18 protein-coding genes and 1 pseudogene are annotated in these 18,421 nt (G+C 61.6%); 13 read left to right on the forward strand and 6 right to left on the reverse strand.

Translation table 11 applies throughout. The features are described from left to right. Window positions 1–101 precede the first annotated feature (101 nt). From PYR65_RS09290 to PYR65_RS09300, 3 genes and pseudogenes are all read right to left on the reverse strand, one after another. Window positions 102–1,127, reverse strand: a pseudogene (locus tag PYR65_RS09290) (IS5 family transposase). 89 nt (window positions 1,128–1,216) lie between these two features. Next, window positions 1,217–1,987 (reverse strand): SDR family oxidoreductase, encoded by a 771-nt coding sequence (locus tag PYR65_RS09295; RefSeq protein WP_276120758.1) that lies wholly within the window; start codon window positions 1,985–1,987, stop codon window positions 1,217–1,219. 114 nt (window positions 1,988–2,101) lie between these two features. Beyond that, window positions 2,102–2,509, reverse strand: a complete 408-nt coding sequence (locus PYR65_RS09300; protein ID WP_276120759.1) for a lysozyme inhibitor LprI family protein — start codon at window positions 2,507–2,509, stop codon at window positions 2,102–2,104. A gap of 339 nt (window positions 2,510–2,848) precedes the next feature. On the opposite strand from PYR65_RS09300, the gene PYR65_RS09305 reads away from it, so the two are divergent. Further along, window positions 2,849–4,036: a glycine C-acetyltransferase gene (locus PYR65_RS09305; RefSeq protein WP_276120760.1), complete on the forward strand. Its 1,188-nt coding sequence runs from the start codon at window positions 2,849–2,851 to the stop codon at window positions 4,034–4,036. Window positions 4,037–4,225: 189 nt separating this feature from the next. Continuing rightward, window positions 4,226–5,260 (forward strand): L-threonine 3-dehydrogenase, encoded by a 1,035-nt coding sequence (tdh, locus tag PYR65_RS09310; protein ID WP_276120761.1) that lies wholly within the window; start codon window positions 4,226–4,228, stop codon window positions 5,258–5,260. Window positions 5,261–5,321: 61 nt separating this feature from the next. Here tdh and PYR65_RS09315 read toward each other — a convergent pair whose 3' ends face one another. Together PYR65_RS09315 and PYR65_RS09320 are read right to left on the reverse strand one after the other, a co-directional pair. Further along, complete coding sequence (locus tag PYR65_RS09315; RefSeq protein WP_276120762.1) at window positions 5,322–5,927, reverse strand: SH3 domain-containing protein; 606 nt, start codon at window positions 5,925–5,927, stop codon at window positions 5,322–5,324. 4 nt (window positions 5,928–5,931) lie between these two features. Further along, entirely contained in the window at window positions 5,932–6,426 is a 495-nt protein-coding gene (locus PYR65_RS09320; protein ID WP_276120763.1) for an invasion associated locus B family protein, read from the reverse strand. Between the two features lie 278 nt (window positions 6,427–6,704). On the opposite strand from PYR65_RS09320, the gene PYR65_RS09325 reads away from it, so the two are divergent. The 6 genes from PYR65_RS09325 to PYR65_RS09350 all read left to right on the forward strand — a co-directional run bounded on the left by PYR65_RS09325 (window position 6,705) and on the right by PYR65_RS09350 (window position 13,174). Further along, window positions 6,705–7,394, forward strand: coding sequence for a L,D-transpeptidase family protein (locus tag PYR65_RS09325; protein WP_082546925.1), 690 nt, complete (start codon window positions 6,705–6,707; stop codon window positions 7,392–7,394). Between the two features lie 93 nt (window positions 7,395–7,487). Next, a complete protein-coding gene (locus PYR65_RS09330) occupies window positions 7,488–7,832 on the forward strand; it encodes a GFA family protein (protein WP_276120764.1) in 345 nt (114 codons plus the stop codon). A 451-nt stretch (window positions 7,833–8,283) separates the two neighbouring features. Continuing rightward, the gene (gene rpoD / locus PYR65_RS09335; protein WP_060640702.1) at window positions 8,284–10,335 is read left to right on the forward strand and encodes an RNA polymerase sigma factor RpoD; all 2,052 of its coding nucleotides are present in this window, start codon (window positions 8,284–8,286) and stop codon (window positions 10,333–10,335) included. A 209-nt stretch (window positions 10,336–10,544) separates the two neighbouring features. Continuing rightward, window positions 10,545–10,838, forward strand: coding sequence for a GYD domain-containing protein (locus tag PYR65_RS09340; RefSeq protein WP_276120765.1), 294 nt, complete (start codon window positions 10,545–10,547; stop codon window positions 10,836–10,838). An 83-nt stretch (window positions 10,839–10,921) separates the two neighbouring features. Continuing rightward, entirely contained in the window at window positions 10,922–11,308 is a 387-nt protein-coding gene (locus PYR65_RS09345) for a DUF427 domain-containing protein (RefSeq protein WP_276121015.1), read from the forward strand. Window positions 11,309–11,923: 615 nt separating this feature from the next. Further along, window positions 11,924–13,174, forward strand: a complete 1,251-nt coding sequence (locus tag PYR65_RS09350) for a DUF930 domain-containing protein (RefSeq protein ID WP_276120766.1) — start codon at window positions 11,924–11,926, stop codon at window positions 13,172–13,174. Between the two features lie 20 nt (window positions 13,175–13,194). Here the strand turns inward: PYR65_RS09350 and PYR65_RS09355 are convergent, their stop codons facing one another. Next, entirely contained in the window at window positions 13,195–13,656 is a 462-nt protein-coding gene (locus PYR65_RS09355; RefSeq protein WP_276120767.1) for an SRPBCC family protein, read from the reverse strand. Between the two features lie 56 nt (window positions 13,657–13,712). Between PYR65_RS09355 and PYR65_RS09360 the strand changes: the two genes are divergently transcribed. From PYR65_RS09360 to PYR65_RS09380, 5 genes are all read left to right on the forward strand, one after another. Further along, window positions 13,713–14,036 (forward strand): ArsR/SmtB family transcription factor, encoded by a 324-nt coding sequence (locus tag PYR65_RS09360; protein WP_276120768.1) that lies wholly within the window; start codon window positions 13,713–13,715, stop codon window positions 14,034–14,036. 118 nt (window positions 14,037–14,154) lie between these two features. Further along, window positions 14,155–14,796, forward strand: a complete 642-nt coding sequence (locus tag PYR65_RS09365; protein WP_276120769.1) for a PadR family transcriptional regulator — start codon at window positions 14,155–14,157, stop codon at window positions 14,794–14,796. Between the two features lie 25 nt (window positions 14,797–14,821). After that, the gene (locus PYR65_RS09370; protein WP_276120770.1) at window positions 14,822–15,634 is read left to right on the forward strand and encodes a siderophore-interacting protein; all 813 of its coding nucleotides are present in this window, start codon (window positions 14,822–14,824) and stop codon (window positions 15,632–15,634) included. 235 nt (window positions 15,635–15,869) lie between these two features. Further along, window positions 15,870–17,111: a GGDEF domain-containing protein gene (locus PYR65_RS09375; RefSeq protein ID WP_276120771.1), complete on the forward strand. Its 1,242-nt coding sequence runs from the start codon at window positions 15,870–15,872 to the stop codon at window positions 17,109–17,111. 525 nt (window positions 17,112–17,636) lie between these two features. Continuing rightward, a complete protein-coding gene (locus PYR65_RS09380) occupies window positions 17,637–18,395 on the forward strand; it encodes a hypothetical protein (RefSeq protein WP_276120772.1) in 759 nt (252 codons plus the stop codon). Window positions 18,396–18,421 lie beyond the last annotated feature (26 nt).

Below are 18,421 nucleotides of genomic sequence, written 5' to 3' on the forward strand. Positions count from 1 at the left end.
CGCAGGATAAGCGAGTTCTTTTGCCCTGGCTCAGTCTCCTGAGCAGGTTCTGGGCCGGTTAGGGGTGGTTTTTTCAGTTTCTGGGCGCAGTGCGGCCTTGGTCAGGTGGCCATTGTCACCCAGCGGCGCATGTTGAAGGCAATGGCCGCCATCAGCACCTGCGCTTCTGCCTTGGCAAGGCCACGATAGCGGATCAGGCCAAGACCCATGCGATGCTTGAGCGTGGCGAACGTCGTCTCGACGGCCGCTCGCCGCCGCTATATCAGCCGGTTGAACTGTTCAAGCCGCGGCGGCAGAACGCGATGGTGACGGTTGGGCCGGCGCATCAGCCGTGGCTTGATGCCTTTGTCCTTCAAGGTCTGTGCGCGGGCATGGGTATGATAGGCGCTGTCGGCCATCACGCAGGCCTCGTCGCCGATGATCAGGCGGTCAGCGACGACGGTGTCGTTGACATTGGCCGGCGTGGTGACAACCCTGCGGATCAGGCCTGAGCCTTCATCGACACCGACATGGGCCTTGTAGCCATAGGCCGAACCGGCCTTGCCCTTGCGCAGGGTGAAGCGGGCATCCGGATCGCTCGGCGCCGCACGCTTCAACCGGCCGGTAGGATCGTCGCGGTCCATGCCGGAGATCGCGGCATCGAAGTCGCGATTGCGGCCTTCGGGCGGCCTTGCCGCCGTCGTTTCGATAACGGTCGCATCCAGCATCGTGCCGCGCCGCAGGATCAGGCCGGCGGCATCCAGTTGCCTGTCGAGTTCGGCAAACAGCGTGTCAAGCAGCGCTTGGCTGACCAAAAGGTTGCGGAAGCGGCAAAGCGTCGAATGATCGGGAACCGTCTCATCCAGCGCAAGGCCGACGAAACGCTTGAACGACAGCCGGTCGCACAACGCCTCCTCAAGTTCCATGTCGGACAATCCGTAAAGCGACTGCAGCAAAAGCGCCTTGAACATCACAATCGGCTTGTAGGCCGGACGGCCGGCGCTCTTGTCGTCACGCAGATGGTTGAGATGCTTCTCGAAACGATACCACTTCACCAGCGACGACAGCCGCTCCAGACGACCGGCACCCTTGCCCTGCGGCATCAGCGCATCCACAAAACTGAACTGGCCGCCATTCCGAACCGACATCGCACCATCTCCGCTGCTCGTAACAACAGAGAATCACAACCACAGAATTTTGCAACGGTTCCCGCTGGGGAGAAGGGAAAGAGCCCCCCTTACATCCTGACCGTCATGCCGCCATCCACCGTCAGCACATGGCCGTTAACAAACGATGCGGCGTCGCTGGCCAGGAACAGGGCGGCGCCGGCGATCTCGTCCGGGCGGCCCCAGCGTTGGGCCGGGATGCGCTGGCGCACGAAGGGCATCAGGTCCTCGTCGGCGGCCATTGCCGCGTTGGTCTCGGTGGCAAACCAGCCGGGTGCGATTGCATTGCTGGTGATCCCGTGCGGACCGAATTCGACCGCCATCGCGCGCATCAGGCCGGTCAGCCCCTGCTTGGCAACCGGATAGATGCCGTCGCCCGGCATCGACACCTGGCCGTTGATCGAGGTGATCGAGATCAGCCGCCCGTGCCCGTTCTTCATCATGATCGCGGCCGCATCGCGCGATAGGGTCAGTGCGGCGATCAGGTCGGTCTGGATGAGATCGATCGCCGCGTCATCGTCGAAGGCCGATAGCGGCCGCCGGTCGCGGGCGCCGACATTGTTGACGAGGATGTCGAGCCGTCCGTGCTGTTGTTCGATCAGGGCCAGCGTCTCGCGCTGGGCATGGCGGTCGGCGATATCGAAGGCCGCCGTGCTAGCGCTGCCGCCGGCCTGCGTGAGGGCGGAAACGGCGGTGTCCAGGGTCGCCGCCGTGCGCCCGGTGATGACCACATGCGCTCCGGCCTCGCAAAGCGCCCTGGCGATTTCCAGCCCGAGCCCGCGCCCCCCGCCGGTCACCAGCGCGACACGGCCGTTCAGGGAAAATCTGTCGAAGATGGTCATGGCGTCCTCGCCGTGGAGAAGAGATTGCCCATCGACACCAAAATACTTGACCTAGTCAACTATTTTCTCGATGCGACCGAACTTTTCGCCGGGGGTCGCGGCTGGTTTCGGGCGCTATTGCGCGGAGGGAACCGGGCAACTCAGATCACCTTCCTCGCAGGCCAGGTAGGTCTGCAGATCCTTGGTCCTGGTCTGTGTCAGGCCGTCAAGGCACATGGAATGGATCATTGGATAGGCGCTGCCCTCCGCCACGCCCGAGGCCGAGAAGGCGCATTCGGCATCGCGGAAAGCGACCCAGGCGCGCTGCGCCGTTACCAGAAGCTTGGTTTTGTCCGCATCGTCCGTCAGCCGCGTGCTGATCTGTTTGTAGAGTTCGTTCAACTGCTTGTCGGACTTTTTGAAAGCTTCACTGGCGCAGACATCCATCGTCGTCTGGTCCTGCGCATTGGCGCAATCGCCGGCGGCGTATGCTGGTGTCGTGGCAAACATTGCCAGAGAAGCGATGAGGAACAGGCGTATCATTGGAAGTCTCCAGCGCGGCGCGGCGCGTGACTATCGGCCGCAATCAGAAGTCTTTAGGATAGAGGCTGCGGTCCCGCATGCAAGACAGCGGCAGGATAATGGCGCTCAGACCATCCCGTGCCGATGAATCAGGCTCGCCTGTTTGAAACATCGCGCGTCGCAGATGGGCTGGCGGCAAGGCGAGGCCTGTCCTGCCTGCGGCGCACGCTGGCGCTGTCTTCCGCTGTCATCCCTATCGGATTATGATAGGTCTTGATCGCCAGCCGAGTTTCATCCTGGCCAAAGCTCATTCCGGCCAAAGCCCTTCTGGGCGACAGCCAATTTAGGAAAGCGCCCATCATGACATCAGCCTTCCTCACCCATCTCTCCACCGAGCTTTCCGGGTTGAAATCGTCCGGTCTTTACAAGACCGAGCGGGTGATCGTGTCGATGCAGGCGGGGGAAATCGAGGTTGCGTCGGGGGCGAAGGTTTTGAACTTTTGCGCCAACAATTATCTCGGTCTTGCCGATCACGCCGAGCTGATCGAGGCGGGCAAACGGGCGCTGGACCGCTACGGCTACGGCATGGCCTCGGTGCGCTTCATCTGCGGCACGCAGGAGGAGCACAAGCAGCTGGAGGCGCGCATCTCGTCTTTCCTGGGGATGGAAGACACGATCCTCTATTCCTCCTGTTTCGATGCCAATGGCGGCCTGTTCGAGACATTGCTGGGCGAGGAGGACGCGATCATTTCCGATGCGCTCAACCATGCCTCGATCATCGATGGCGTGCGGCTCTCCAAGGCCAAACGCTTCCGCTATGCCAATAATGACATGGGCGCGCTGGAGGAGGAACTGAAGAAGGCGGAAGGCGCGCGCTTCAAGCTGATCGCCACCGACGGCGTGTTTTCGATGGACGGCATCATCGCCAATCTGCAGGGCGTCTGCGATCTCGCCGACCAATATGGCGCCATGGTCATGGTCGATGACAGCCATGCGGTCGGATTTGTCGGCAAGCATGGGCGCGGCTCGGCCGAATATTGCGGCGTCGAGGGCCGGGTGGATATCATCACCGGCACACTCGGCAAGGCGCTGGGCGGCGCCTCCGGTGGTTATACGTCGGCGAAAACCGAGGTGGTGGACTGGCTGCGGCAGCGCTCGCGTCCCTATCTGTTTTCCAACACGCTGGCGCCGGTGATTGCGGCGGCATCGCTGAAAGTGTTCGACCTGATCGACCATGGCGATGCACTGCGTGATCGCCTGCAAGCCAATGCAACACTGTTTCGCACTGAGATGAGGAGGCTCGGCTTTACGCTGGCCGGCGAGGGCCATCCGATCATTCCGGTGATGCTGGGCGATGCGTCGCTGGCGCAGGCCTTTGCGGCGAGAATGCTGGAAAAGGGCGTCTACGTCGTCGGCTTCGCCTTCCCGGTCGTGCCCAAGGACCAGGCCCGCATCCGCACCCAGATGTCGGCATCCCATAGCGAGGCCGATGTGCGCCGCGCGATTGCCGTATTCGAAGAGGTCGGGCGGGAGCTGGGTGTGATCTGAACCTTGACCTCCCCCTTGAGGGGGGAGGTCGCAGCGCAGCTGCGGGTGGGGGTGACCACCGCGAACACGAAGGTCCGTTTGCGTGGGCCGCAGATCACCCCACCCCGCCGCTGCGCGCCGACCCTCCCCCTCAAGGGGAGGGTGGAAGACACCTGTCGCCGCTGACAAGAATAGTCCAAGGAACCACCGATGACCAACATGATGAAAGCCCTCGTCAAATCCAGAGCCGAACCCGGCCTGTGGATGGAGCATGTTCCGGTGCCCGAACCCGGTCCCAACGACGTTTTGATCAAGGTGAGGAAATCGGCGATCTGCGGCACCGACGTGCATATCTGGAACTGGGACCAATGGGCGCAAAAGACCATTCCGGTGCCGATGGTCGTCGGCCATGAATTTGTCGGCGTGATTGCTGAGATTGGTTCGGCCGTGACCAAATACCATGTTGGCGAACGCGTCTCGGGCGAGGGGCATATCGTCTGCGGCAAGTGCCGCAATTGCCGGGCGGGCCGGGGGCATCTGTGCCGCAACACGCTGGGTGTCGGCGTGCACCGGCCGGGCTCGTTCGGCGAATATGTCTGCATTCCCGAATATAATGTCGTTGCCATCCCCGACGAAGTGCCCGACGAGGTCGCGGCAATCTTTGATCCGTTTGGCAATGCCGTGCACACGGCGCTGTCCTTCGATGTGGTCGGCGAGGACGTGCTGGTCACCGGCGCCGGGCCGATCGGCATCATGGGCGCGCTGGTCGCCAAGCGCTCCGGTGCCCGTAAGGTGGTGATTACCGACATCAACCCGGTGCGCCTCGCGCTCGCCGAAACGATGGGCATCGATTACGTCGTCGATGCGTCAAGGGAAAACCTGTCGGATGTGATGACACGCATCGGCATGACCGAGGGGTTCGATGTCGGCCTGGAAATGTCGGGGGCAGCGCCTGCGTTTCGCGACATGATCGACAAGATGAACAATGGCGGCAAGATCGCCATTCTCGGCATTGCATCCACCGGTTTCGAGATCGACTGGAACAAGGTGATCTTCAAGATGCTCAACCTGAAGGGCATTTACGGCCGCGAGATGTTCGAGACCTGGTACAAGATGATCGCCTTCGTGCAGGGCGGCCTCGATCTCACTCCCATCATCACCCACCGCATCGGCATCGACGATTTCCGCGAGGGGTTCGAGGCCATGCGCTCCGGCAATTCCGGCAAGGTGGTCATGGACTGGTAAGGCCCAGAGCCTCGTACGATCAATGAGGCAAGAGAATGCGCCTCACTGATCGTCCGAGGCTCTAGTTCACCACCTCATGCGGATAGACGCCCCACAGGGCCGTCTGCGCCACATAGCCGGCGAGGCGCGGCTTTTGCACGGCCGCCGCACACCAGCTTCCGCCGCAGCTTTCGATCTTTACGAGCACGCCCGGCTGCATGCTGGCGGTGACGGCAGCATTCGGGGAGGGACGGTTTCGCAAGGCGGCACCCTGTTTCAGCCATGGCGCGATCATGGCGGTGCGCTGGCCCGATAACAGCGCCGCGTGCATCCAGCCCGACGATCCGTCGTGGTCGCGCACCAGCCGCCAGTTACCCCATTCCTCGATCAGTTCCAGCGGCAGCCCTGCGACCATATAGACGAAACGCACGGCGTAATCGGTGGAGGGGCCGATGCGCATCCGCGCCTTCTCGCTTTTCAGCGACACGAAACGCGGCAGTTTCAGGCCGGTGACACGGCCGGTGTTGCGGCCGCCGCTGCTCTCAGCCACCGGCACCAGCACCGGCACCGGCGCGGGCTGGTGCGCGGACGAGGCCTCCGCCGGGTGCGCCATCGCGGCGAATGAGGCAACGGCCATCATCGCCGCCTTCACAAGCCCCGTCTCCCGGCTATCGCCGCTGCCCGGCACGCCCTCACTGGCACGCGCTTGCGCGTTGCAGAGCGGCGGTGATGCCGTTCAGCGAAAAGTTATAGTGGGTGCTGGTGCCACGGCTGGAGGTTGCCTCGAGCGTCAGCACCGATCCGGATTTCATGGCGGCGACCAGCGCATTGTCGCGGTTTTCGCGGCTCGACCAGGCGACGTTTCCGCGCGGCGTCATGGCAAAGGCTTCGTTGCCGACCCTGGCGGTGACGTCCGACCCCTCCTTGAGGCCGTAGCCCATCTGGGCTTGCGGCATGTAGCCGCCAGCGCCCTTCGGCGCGACCAGCAGGAAATTGTTGCCGTGATTGACCTCGGCCGGCTGCATCTGGCGCGGCATGGTGAGCGCGTAGCAGGCGGTCTGGCCGTTATTATCGTAGGAATAAACACCCCAATGGCCAAAGGTCTGGACCATCACCGGCTGCGCGTTTGCAGGCAGGATGGTGATGGCAAGGGCCAGGGCGGCGAGGATATGTCGGTTCAGGGACATCTGATCTCCGTCTTTGAAGGGGAATGGGCTGACCGGCAGGCGGCCGTGCCGCCTTAGTCAACCGTCCGAAAGTTATCAGAAGGTAAACAGGAGGCTGCTGCGAGCCCGCCTGCACCCGGCCGGACCGTGCCGGATCGGCACATCAGCCGGTGCCTGCAAGGGTATTACAGGATGTGGGGCTGCAGGATCACAAGGCGTTCACGTTTGTGTTAGGTGGCTTCCCATGCGCGCCCGCGCGTGGCAATCGGGGGCCTTCGACAAGCTGATGAGGTTCAAGATTGACTGATTTGAATGTGTCCCGCCGAACCTTCCTTCAGGCGGGCGGCGCTTTTGCAGCGCTCGGCCTGACCGGCTGCGCCACCACCGCCCGTCCGGTCGCGGTGGCCGAACCCGTCGTGCTGAACCCGGCCGAAAGCCTGATGTATGGCGCGCGCCCCGACGAGCTGTTTCCGTTGCCGGCCATTCCTTATCAGAGGATCCCGTCGCGCTTCCGCCGCCAGTGGGTCGACAACATAACCGGCGAGCGTCCCGGCACGCTGGTCGTCGATACCGCCAATCATTTCCTCTACCTCACCTATGAGAATGGCAAGGCGATGCGCTATGGCGTCGGGCTTGGCCGCGCCGGTTTCGAATGGGCGGGCCGCGGCGTCATCCAGTACAAGCGCAAATGGCCGCGCTGGACGCCGCCCGATGAAATGGTGGCGCGCCGCCCCGATCTCGAACCCTACAGCATCGCCAATGGCGGCATGGATCCGGGCCTCACCAACCCGCTCGGCGCCCGCGCGCTCTATATTTTCAGCAATGGCGAAGACACGATCTACCGCATCCACGGCTCGCCGGAATGGTGGACGATCGGCAAATCGGTATCGTCGGGCTGCGTGCGCATGCTCAACCAGGATGTGATCGATCTGCATGACCGGGTGCCCAACCGCACCGAAATCCTGGTGACAGGCGGCGGGATGGTCTGACCGGACGCGCTCTTTCAGACGTCGATGACGGCCGGGCCTTGACATCGCCGGCCGGCGCATCATCTCTCACAGCTGCAGACTTGGGAGGGTTTGATGATCTATTCGGGAAGCTGCCATTGCGGCGCCATCGCCTTTGAGGTTGAGGCGGAGATTACGCAGGCAATGGACTGCAACTGTTCGATGTGCAGGCGGCGCGGCGGTCTTCTCGCCTTCGTGCCGCGTGACAAGTTCAAGCTCACGACGCCGGCGTCGGCCGTGTCCACCTATCAATTCAACAGGCACGTCATTCAGCATCATTTCTGTGCCACCTGTGGAATTGCCCCCTATGCGGATGGCGAGAGCAAGACCGGTCCGATGGCCGCCGTCAATGTCCGTTGCCTGCCGGATGTCGATCTGGAAACCCTGACCATCACCAAGGTCGATGGGCGCAGTTTCTAAAGGGAACGAGGCGGTCTTGCGGGTTGAAGCCCCGGGACAGGTGCAAGCGGAGATTCCTTTGGCCCTTGTCTTTCCATCAACAGTTCCTACATTTCGGCCATGGACTTGAATCTTTGAAGCCTGAAGTCGGATTCAGTCTTTTTTGCCGATTTGAACGGTTTTTCACCGGAAATGCTTGACGGGACCGAAAATTGTGGGAATCACCATTTCTGATACAGTGAGTGAAATGGGTACGGCGGACAGATCCATTATGCAAGTGATGTCGAAACGGCGCTGCTGTCGCAGTCTGCCGGTTTAACTGCGGTGACTGCCGTGGTTAATCAGGAATTAAAGATCATCCCGTTACGTCAGGGGTAATGATTCGCGGTGGGAGCGATTGACGCACCCAAGCCTCGAGAGAGTTTTGCACCGCGCCCGCGCTGAGTGCTGTCCAAGGAAAGCGACGATATAAATGGCAACCAAAGTCAAAGAGAACGAAGAAGCAGAAGCCGAACGCGAAGGCGCACCCGACGGCCCGCTTCTTGACCTCTCGGATGACGCGGTCAAGAAGATGATCAAGGCCGCCAAGAAGCGCGGCTATGTGACCATGGACGAGCTGAACGAGGTTCTGCCGTCCGATCAGGTTGACCCCGACCGCATCGAAGACATCATGGCGATGCTCAGCGAAATGGGCATCAATGTCGTCGAGGACGAGGAAGCCGACGAGGGCACCGCGGCCGCCGAGGAAGAAGACAACGACGCCGATGGCGAGAGCGAGGGCGGCGAGCTTGCCCCGTCGAGCGGCACGGCGCTGGCAACCGCCAAGAAGAAAGAACCGACCGACCGCACCGACGATCCGGTGCGCATGTACCTGCGCGAAATGGGCTCGGTGGAGCTGTTGTCGCGCGAGGGCGAAATCGCCATTGCCAAGCGCATCGAGGCTGGCCGCGAAACGATGATCGCCGGCCTCTGTGAGAGCCCGTTGACGTTCCAGGCCATCATCATCTGGCGCGACGAACTCAACGAAGGCAATACGCTTCTGCGCGAGATCATCGATCTCGAAACCACCTATTCCGGTCCGGAAGCCAAGGCAGCACCGCAGTTCCAAAGTCCTGAAAAGATCGAGGCCGACCGCAAGGCTGCCGAGGAAAAGGAAAAGAACCGCAAGCCGCGCGCCGGCGACGACGACGTCACCAATGTCGGCGGCGAAGGCCTGCCGGCCGAGGAAGAGGAAGAGGACGACGACGAGTCCAACCTGTCGCTTGCCGCCATGGAAGCGGAACTGCGCCCGCAGGTCATGGAAACGCTCGACATCATCGCCGAGACCTACAAGAAGCTGCGCAAGCTGCAGGACCAGCAGGTCGAAGCCCGCCTGGCTGCGACCGGCACGCTGTCTCCCGCCCAGGAGCGCCGCTACAAGGAGCTGAAGGACGAGCTGATCACGGCTGTGAAGTCGCTGTCGCTCAACCAGAACCGCGTCGATAGCCTGGTCGAGCAGCTCTACGACATTTCCAAGCGCCTGATGCAGAACGAGGGCCGTCTGCTGCGGCTTGCCGAATCCTACGGCGTCAAGCGCGACAGTTTCCTGGAACAGTATTCCGGCGCCGAGCTTGATCCGAACTGGATGAAGTCGATCGCCAATCTGGCCGCCAAGGGCTGGAAGGAATTCGCCAAGAACGAAGGCACGATGATCCGCAATATTCGCGGCGAGATCCAGAATCTGGCCACGGAAACCGGCATTTCGATCTTCGAATTCCGCCGCATCGTCTCGATGGTGCAGAAGGGCGAGCGCGAAGCCCGCATCGCCAAGAAGGAAATGGTCGAGGCCAACCTTCGCCTCGTCATCTCGATCGCCAAGAAATACACCAATCGCGGCCTGCAGTTCCTCGACCTCATCCAGGAAGGCAATATCGGCCTGATGAAGGCGGTCGATAAGTTCGAATACCGCCGCGGTTACAAGTTCTCGACCTATGCCACATGGTGGATCCGGCAGGCGATCACCCGCTCGATCGCCGACCAGGCCCGCACGATCCGTATCCCCGTGCACATGATCGAGACGATCAACAAGATCGTGCGCACCTCGCGCCAGATGCTGCACGAGATCGGCCGCGAGCCGACCCCGGAAGAGCTGGCCGAGAAGCTGGCCATGCCGCTTGAAAAGGTCCGCAAGGTCCTGAAGATCGCCAAGGAGCCGATCTCGCTCGAAACCCCGGTGGGCGACGAAGAAGACAGTCACCTCGGCGATTTCATCGAGGACAAGAACGCACTTCTGCCGATCGACGCCGCCATCCAGGCGAACCTGCGCGAAACGACGACCCGCGTTCTCGCTTCGCTGACGCCGCGCGAAGAACGCGTTCTGCGCATGCGCTTCGGCATCGGCATGAACACCGACCACACGCTCGAAGAAGTCGGCCAGCAGTTCTCGGTCACCCGCGAACGTATCCGCCAGATCGAAGCCAAGGCGCTGCGCAAGCTGAAACACCCCAGCCGCTCGCGCAAGCTGCGCAGCTTCCTGGACAGCTAGGCGGTCGCATCTGCGCAATGAAGAAAACGAACCCGGTCAGTGCAAGCTGACCGGGTTTTTCGTTTGTGCAACCGGCATTTTCGTTCAGACAGGCGTTCCTGATCCGCGACACTTTTCCATGTCCTTGTTGCCTTGCCGGGTTTATACTTCAGGCCTTGGGCGATCTGGCGCAACGCTGCCTTGACGCTCGCGCTGCAGGAGGGGTTTTTATGACCACCTATGTCATGCTGATCAACTGGACGGAGCAGGGGGCAAGGAATGTCCGCGATACCCCCAAGCGGCTCGACGGCGCCAAGCAATTGCTGAAAGATATGGGCGGTTCGTTCACGGCGTTTTACCTGACCATGGGCGAATATGATATGGTGGCCGTCTGCGAAGCGCCGGATGATGCGGTGATGGCGCGGTTTGCCCTGTCGCTCGGCATGACCGGCAACGTGCGCACCCAGACCTTGAAGGCCTTCCCGGAAGCCGCCTACCGCGAGCTTGTCAGTTCGCTGGGATAAGCGGCATTGCCGGTTCGCTGGTATCAGCGATAGTGCAGCCACGATCGAGCCCGCATAAGGAGCGCTCCATGTCCGAAAAGCCAATGTCCGAAAAGCCGATGAAAATCCCCGGTCCCGATCATCCGATCACCGTCACGGTCAATCCGGCCCGCGTCATCGTGCGGCTGGGCGGCAAGGTCATTGCCGATAGCCAAAATGCCCTGACCCTGCGCGAGGCTGCCTATCCGCCGGTGCAGTATATTCCCCGCACTGACGCCGATATTGCGTTGCTCCAGCGCACGGACCACGGCAGCTATTGCCCCTATAAGGGCGAGGCATCCTATTTCAGCATCGAAACCGACGGTGCCCGGCTCGACAATGCCGTCTGGTCCTACGAGGCGCCCTATGACGCGGTTGCCGGCATCAGGGATCATTTGGCTTTCTATCCCGACCGCGTGGAGATTACGGTGGTTGACGGGCCAACGGAATGACCGGGCCTGCGACCGATCTCCCACTTCTTCCCAGCGGGGAGAAGTGCCGAGCGGATGCGAGGTAATGAGGGGGTGGTTCGGCAAATTCCGAGCACTCAGCCCCCTCATCCGCCCTTCGGGCACCTTCTCCCCGGCGGGGAGAAGAGGGTTCCGGAGTGTGCCGCATAGTTTTTCCTGCTTGCAGGTTCAACGGATGACCGAGCCTGCGCATGATCTCCCCCTTCTCCCCAGCGGGGAGAAGTGCCGAGCGGATGCGAGGCGATGAGGGGGTGGTTCGGCGCATTCTGAGCGTGTGGCCCCCTCATCCGGCGCTTCGCGCCACCTTCTCCCCGCTGGGGAGAAGAGGGGCCACGGAGCGTGCCGCACATCCCTTCGCCCCGTTTACGGGGAGAAGGTGCCCGAAGGGCGGATGAGGGGTTTTTGCGGCACCGATGAGGGGCTTTTGCAGTCGCAACAAGCAACAGCTCCTCGCTTCAGAATTTTACCCTGGATCGATTCCGCTGCAAACATGCTATACACTCGGCATCTCCCGTCATCCGTTCAGCCCGGCTGCCGTTTTCCCGTTCATTGTCCACCGGTCACGATCCGGTCAGTATCCGGTTCTATCCACAGTCCATGCAGCAGAATTCGGAAACACGGTGGGGGACATTCAAGACGGCGCTGGTTGCCTCCGTGGCCGTGCATGTGATTGCCGCAGGCTTCCTGATTTTCGATCTGGCGCCGCAGCAGCCGGACGAGCCGGAGGCGGTCAAGGTCGAGATGGTGCCTGATCCGGAGAAGAAGCCGGAGCCCGAAAAGAAGCCGGAGCCGATGAAGGAGCCGAAGCCGCAGGAAGACGTCAAGCCGCTCGAAAAGCCGGTTACCAAGGACGGAGGCGAGCAGGCGCCAAAGGCCAAGCAGCAACAGCAGGCCGAGCAGGTTGTCAAGGAGCAGGCGGACGCGAAGAAGGCCGAAGCCGAAAAGGCGCAAGCCCAAAAGGCCGAGGCTGAGAAGGCCGAGACTCAGAAGGCGGAAGCCCAGAAATCGGAAGTCCAGAAGGCCGAAACCCAGACATCGGAGGCCGCAAAGGCGGAAGCGCAGAAACCTGCGGCGCAGCCGATGCAGCCGCAAGCCTTTGAATCCGCGTCCAAAGACGGCGGCAAGGAGGCGGGGGGCGACCGTCCGTCCGAACCGGAGAAGACGGCCGGGACTGAGCCGCGCACGGAGCGGGCGGCGCCGCTGGCAAACGACAAGGTGCCCGACGACAATCCGCAGGTGCGAAAGCCGCTGGATATGCAGGCGGACACTCCGGCGGCCGCCAAGTTGCCGGAGGTCGATCTGCCGCAATCATCCAGTGCCAATCCTGTGCTCAATGAGGGCGAAGCGCTGATCGAGACGGTCCCGGTCCCGAAAGCCAAGCCGCAGGAGCAGCCGGTGGATGTGGCAACGTCTGATCCGCAAACATCCGCATCGGCCGATGGCGCCGATGCCAGACCCAGCCGCCCGGCATCGGATCTGAAGCAGGCGAGCGAGCTTTATTCGGCCGATACCTTGTCCCATCCGCGCGTGCGTCAGGCGCTGGGCAAGCTGCCCAAGGACCGGCGGATCGCGCAGATGTGCATGATCGAGACGCTGGAACAGGTTCGCCGTGCCCGTCCGGATTCCGTGCCGCAGGGCTTGTTCTTTGATCCGCGCAATGGCTCCCCCATCGCCGGGCAGGTGATGACGGCCGGTGGTGCGGCCTACAAGACCGCGCAGGGCTGGATCGATGTCGATTTCCAATGCACGGTCAATGCCGGCACCGATGGCATCACCGCTTTCCGTTTTGCGGTCGGCAGTCCGGTGCCGAAAAGCCAGTGGGAGGCGCGGCGGTTTCCGAAAAACTGAGCGCAGCCCCTCCGTCTCCCCTACTTGTAAAACCCCTCGCGCAGATTGATGCCGTGCTCCAGCCAGGCTTTCATGGCGCAGAGCGCGCCGGTCCAGCCCTCGCAATTGCCGTAGGAGCCTTTCAGCCCGCCTTCTGTCTGATGCCAGCCTTCTTCCGAAATGGTCACCAGCGTGCGGCCCGTATCGGCAGGCTCGAAGGTCATGGTTACCGTCGTGTCGTATTTCGGCGTGTCCGAGCCTGGCCCCTCATAGGCGGCCCATTGAAGGACGATCTTTTCGTCCTTCACCACCTCGATCACCTCAACCGGAAAGGCGCCGGGAAAATCGTGAAAATCCCAGCTGACGGTGGCGCCGGTTTTGAGCCTTCCCTTGGCACCGCCGGTGGTGAAATAGCGGGACAATTGCTCCGGATTGACCACCGCCTCGAAGACCTCCGATACCGGTTTGGCGATCCGGCCTGCGACCCTGAATTTCAGTTCCATCGCTTTTCCTCCTGTTTTTGCTTGTTCTGGGGCTCATTATGTTATAAAAATATAACATGTCAACAGATGAAAAAAACGATAGAATCTTCAAGGCTTTGGCCGCATCCAGCCGGCGCGCCATGCTGGATATGCTGAAGGATCAGCCGCAGACGACGGGGGAGCTCTGCGCGCGCTTTCCCGCGCTCGACCGCTGCACGGTGATGCAGCACCTCAAGGTTCTGGAGGCGGCCGATCTCATTATCGTCAAGCGCGAGGGCCGCGAGCGGTGGAACTATCTCAACCCGCTGCCAATCAAGGACATTCACGACCGCTGGATCGGGCCCTATGCTGCCCAGGCCGTTACTCTGCTCGGCCGCCTGAAGGACGATCTGGAAGGGTAGGGCGCGTCCTGCGCCAGCGCTTTCCACCGGTGCGTCACCGGCGCGCAGAAAAGGCTTGCCAAATGAAAAATATATCGTAAGATATATCTAGTGTTATATCTTACGAAGGAAGTTTCCCATGTTTGGACGTCATCGCGGTCACGGGCCGCGCCATCACGATGAAACCTGCCGCGAGCGGCACGCCCATGGAGGTCACGGCGGCCATGGCCGTCACGGGCCCGGCCGGTTCGAAGGCGGCTTTGCCTCGCGCGACGGGTTTCGCGCCGGGCGCAAATTGTCCTCCATCGATCTACAATTGCTGATCCTGTCGCTCCTTGCCCGCCAGCCCGCCCATGGCTACGAGCTGATCCGCACCATCGAGGAAATCTCCGGCGGCTTTTATGTGCCGAGCCCCGGCATGATCTATCCGGCCTTGACCTATCTCGATGAAATCGGCCATGCGGTGGCCGAGGCCGATGGCAACAAGAAGCTTTTCAGCATCACCGATGCCGGACGTGCCGCGCTCGAAGAGGGCCGGGCGGCCGCCGATCGCATCATCGAAGGCCTTGGCCGCATCGGCGCCAAGATGGATGCCGTGCGCGATGTCTTCGAGGGCCGGGAGCCGGGCGAAGATCCGGAGGCGCACGGCCATCACGCGCTGGAAGTCGCCCGCCAGGCGATCAAGGCCTCTTTGTTTCACAAGCGCGGCTGTTCGTCTGAAGAAGCCGCGCGGCTTGCGGATATCCTGCGGCGCGCCGTGGACGAGATCAATCGCGGCTGAAACCGCACAGTTCGAAGGATTTTCCATGACTGAAAGACACGCCGTCGCGCGCGTCCGCCATGAGTTGCGCCGCCGTCTTCTCACCGTCAAGACGGCCGAGCGGCTCACCCCGCAGATGGTCCGCGTCACGCTGACCGGCGACGACCTCGAAGGTTTCGTCAGCGCCGGTTACGACGACCACGTCAAGCTGTGCCTGCCGCTTGACGGGCAGGACAGCCCCGTCTGGCCGGTTGGACCCGATGCGCCCGCTTTACCGGATGGCATCGTGGCGTCGCCGATGCGCGATTTTACGCCACGCCGCCATGATGCGGAACAGCGCGAGCTGGTGGTCGATTTCGCCATCCACGCGGCCGGCCCCGCCACGCAATGGGCATCAGCCGCCCGGCCCGGCAGCAGGCTCGGCGTCGGCGGCCCGCGCGGGTCCTTCGTCGTCAGCGATGATTTCGACTGGTACCTTCTGATCGGCGACGAAACCGCACTTCCCGCCATCGGCCGTAGGCTGGAGGAGCTTCGCGCCGGTGTTCCGGCATTCGTCATCGCCACCGTCGCGGGCGCAGAGGAGGAGCAGGTGTTCGAAACGCAAACCCGGCTTGAAACCCGCTGGATCCACCGTCCGCTTAATCACGCCAGTGACCCCGCCTTCCTGCTTGAGGCGGCAAGATCGATGCCGCTGCCGGACGGAGATGGCTATATCTGGATTGCCGGCGAAAACGACACGGTAAAGCTCCTGCGCCGGTTTTTCGTCGAAGAGCGCGGCCATAACCGTGCCTGGATCAAGGCGGCCGGCTATTGGCGCAAAGGCAGTGCCGGCTTCCACGAGAACCATAACGAAGGCTGAGACGCCTTGAAACCAACGCTGCAGCGGCCACGGACAGGCAAGATGTCCGTGGCCGCGATCGTGTTTTTCGCCGTTGATCCTGATCTCTGCGAGGGGTCGAAGAGATTCAAGGGCAACTTTTTACGAATTGCAGCCGTACCATCAGCCATGTAGTCAGGTCTTCGGCCGGAACGGTTCCGATCGGCCTGTGCAACGAGACCTAGACGAGGAAACCTGGGCAAGGAGACAAGTTGACATGGCGGTCGTACGGGCATTCGGACAATCATCCGCCGATCAGCGGGAAATCGACCGGCTGGCGGCGCTGGACGCTTTCGACCTGCTCGACACGCCGCATGACGAGGGCCTCGACCGGGTGGTCGGGCTGATCAAGGAGATCTTCACCGTCGAGATCGGCATCGTCTCGCTGATCGATGCCCACCGGCAATGGTACAAGTCCTGCGCGGGCATGCCCGTCGATGAGATGCCGCGCCAGGACACGTTCTGCCGTTATGTCGTCGACAGCGAAGAACCCATCATCGTTCAGGATGCCACCCGTGATATCCGGTTTTCACAGCACCCCGCTGTCACCGGCGAGGGCCATATCCGCTTCTATGCCGGTGTTCCCTTGAAGACCAAAACGGGGCACACTATCGGAACGGTCTGCGCCATCGACCGGCGGCCGCGATCGTTTGGCAACCGCGACCTGACTATTCTCACGGAATTGTCCGGCGTCGCGATGGACCGGATTGCGCTGATGCAGTCGGCCGCCACCGACAGCCTGACCGAGGCGCTGACGCGGCGCGCCTTCAAGCAGGAGGCCGACCAGCTGATTTCGCTTGCCCTTCGCCACCAGCACGACCTGTCCTGCATCGTGCTCGATGTCGATCATTTCAAACGGGTCAACGACACCCATGGTCATGCCGCCGGCGACGAGGTCTTGAAAAGCGTCGCTGCCACCTGCAAGGCGGCGCTGCGGGCAGGGGATCTGTTCGGGCGTCTCGGCGGCGAGGAATTCGCCATCCTCCTGCCGCATGTGGACCGGGAGGGCGCGGTGGCCGCCGCCGAAAAGGTCCGGGCGCTGATAGCCGGACATCACGTCGGCGAACAGGCGTTGAAGGTTACCGCAAGCTTCGGCATCTCGGCGCTGTCGATCGTCGGCAAGGATATCGAGACCCTGCTCGCCCAGGCAGATGCCGCCATGTACAAGGCCAAGCATACCGGCCGCAACCGCTGCGTCTCCTGGAGTTCGCTGCAGGCGGAGCAGACGGAGGGGACACGGCGCCGGGTGCTGAAAGCGGGCTCGATCGTCTTCAACGACCGGCGCTCGACCATCGACTGCACCGTGCGATCGCTCGGCAGCGACAGCGCCGGCCTGTCGGTTTCCAATTCCGCCGGCATTCCCGCCGAATTCCTGCTGTCGATCAAGGGCGAAGGCTTCGAGACCCGCTGCCGGGTGATCGCGCAAGACCGGCAAAATCTCGAAGTGGCGTTTCGCTAAGCCGGATGCCGCGCTCCACCGGGACGTGGAGCGTTTTTTGCGGAGCAGCCTCTCCAATCTTATTTGAGGAGTGCGCCCAAGACCCGCCCAACATACTTGTCGCCTGGGAGGATGAGGGGCCAGCCTCTTCAGTTGCCGAAGGCCCGCGCGATTTGGCCGGTTGTTGAAAAAAATATGAATTGAGATTGTTTTGCGAGGGCGATACCCCACTTCCCCTCATCCTCGCCCTTGTGGCGGGGATCCAGTGACCCGACGTCTGTCGGGTCAAAAGACTCTTTCAGCTCAAGGACTTGAGCTGGCTGGATCCCCGCCACAAGGGCGGGGAGGAGGGAGGATGAGGTCTCGCTCTTGCGAATAATCCCATTCCAGGGTTTGTCAGCATCCTGATAGGTCGGCTTTCGGCCCTAAGCGGACGAATTCGGTTTAATCGATGGGAGGTTTACCTGATTACGCCCGTCACGGCTCGTGACGAGAAAGTAGTGACGACCCTCTGTGAAGCGGCAAAGATTTGTATATCGTGCGGTGATGATTGAGAACGACGCTGACTGGTTTGACCCTGACATCGCGGCCATGGCCCTTGGCTATGGCGAGAAGGCCGGCCTTCAAATTTATCGGAACTATACCCGGTCCTTCGAAAAGCGGGCTATTGAGCTATTTGTAACAGCGCTTGATGAACTCCCATTTGACACTGCGGAACTAGAGCGATTCACGTCACTTTTGGTGAGTGAAGAACCGCGTTTTCTTCCAATAATCACTTGCGCCTTTGCAGATGACCTTCTGGTGGTCGCACACAGGCATGCTATCCCTGATTACGTGCCAGGTGGAAAAAAAGATCTGTTCGGTGCCTACGGCCCTCTTTCAAGTTTTTCCCAGCGCATCAAGCTTGCAGCGGCCTTCAACGTGGTGTCGCCTGACTTGCCGTTGGAACTGGATAAGGTGCGTAGTGTTCGGAATAAGGTCTCCCATTCTTGGGACACCGCTGACTTTAGTGTCCTTTTCCGCGACAGCAAACTCACAACCATTCAGCCTGTGGAAATTTACATGGCCGAACATGAGCAGTTCAAAGGTCGCATTGCACAACTCGATGACCTGGGGCGACTGCGCCTGCGGCTGGTTTGGATAGTGTGCCGCCTAGCGTATGAAGCGCACGCCTACCACCGGTGCAAACAAGCCAATTTAAACCCTTCGAAAACCCTTTACGGGAGCCCTGCATCCGCATGGTTGCGCACCGTGGCGAGGATTTCCCTAGACGCCAGCAATCGAATTTTGGAAGCGAGCAGATAATGATGGTGCGGCCCAAAGAATATCCG

Origin of the sequence: Pararhizobium qamdonense (assembly GCF_029277445.1) — a bacterium.
Taxonomy (GTDB): domain Bacteria; phylum Pseudomonadota; class Alphaproteobacteria; order Rhizobiales; family Rhizobiaceae; genus Pararhizobium; species Pararhizobium qamdonense.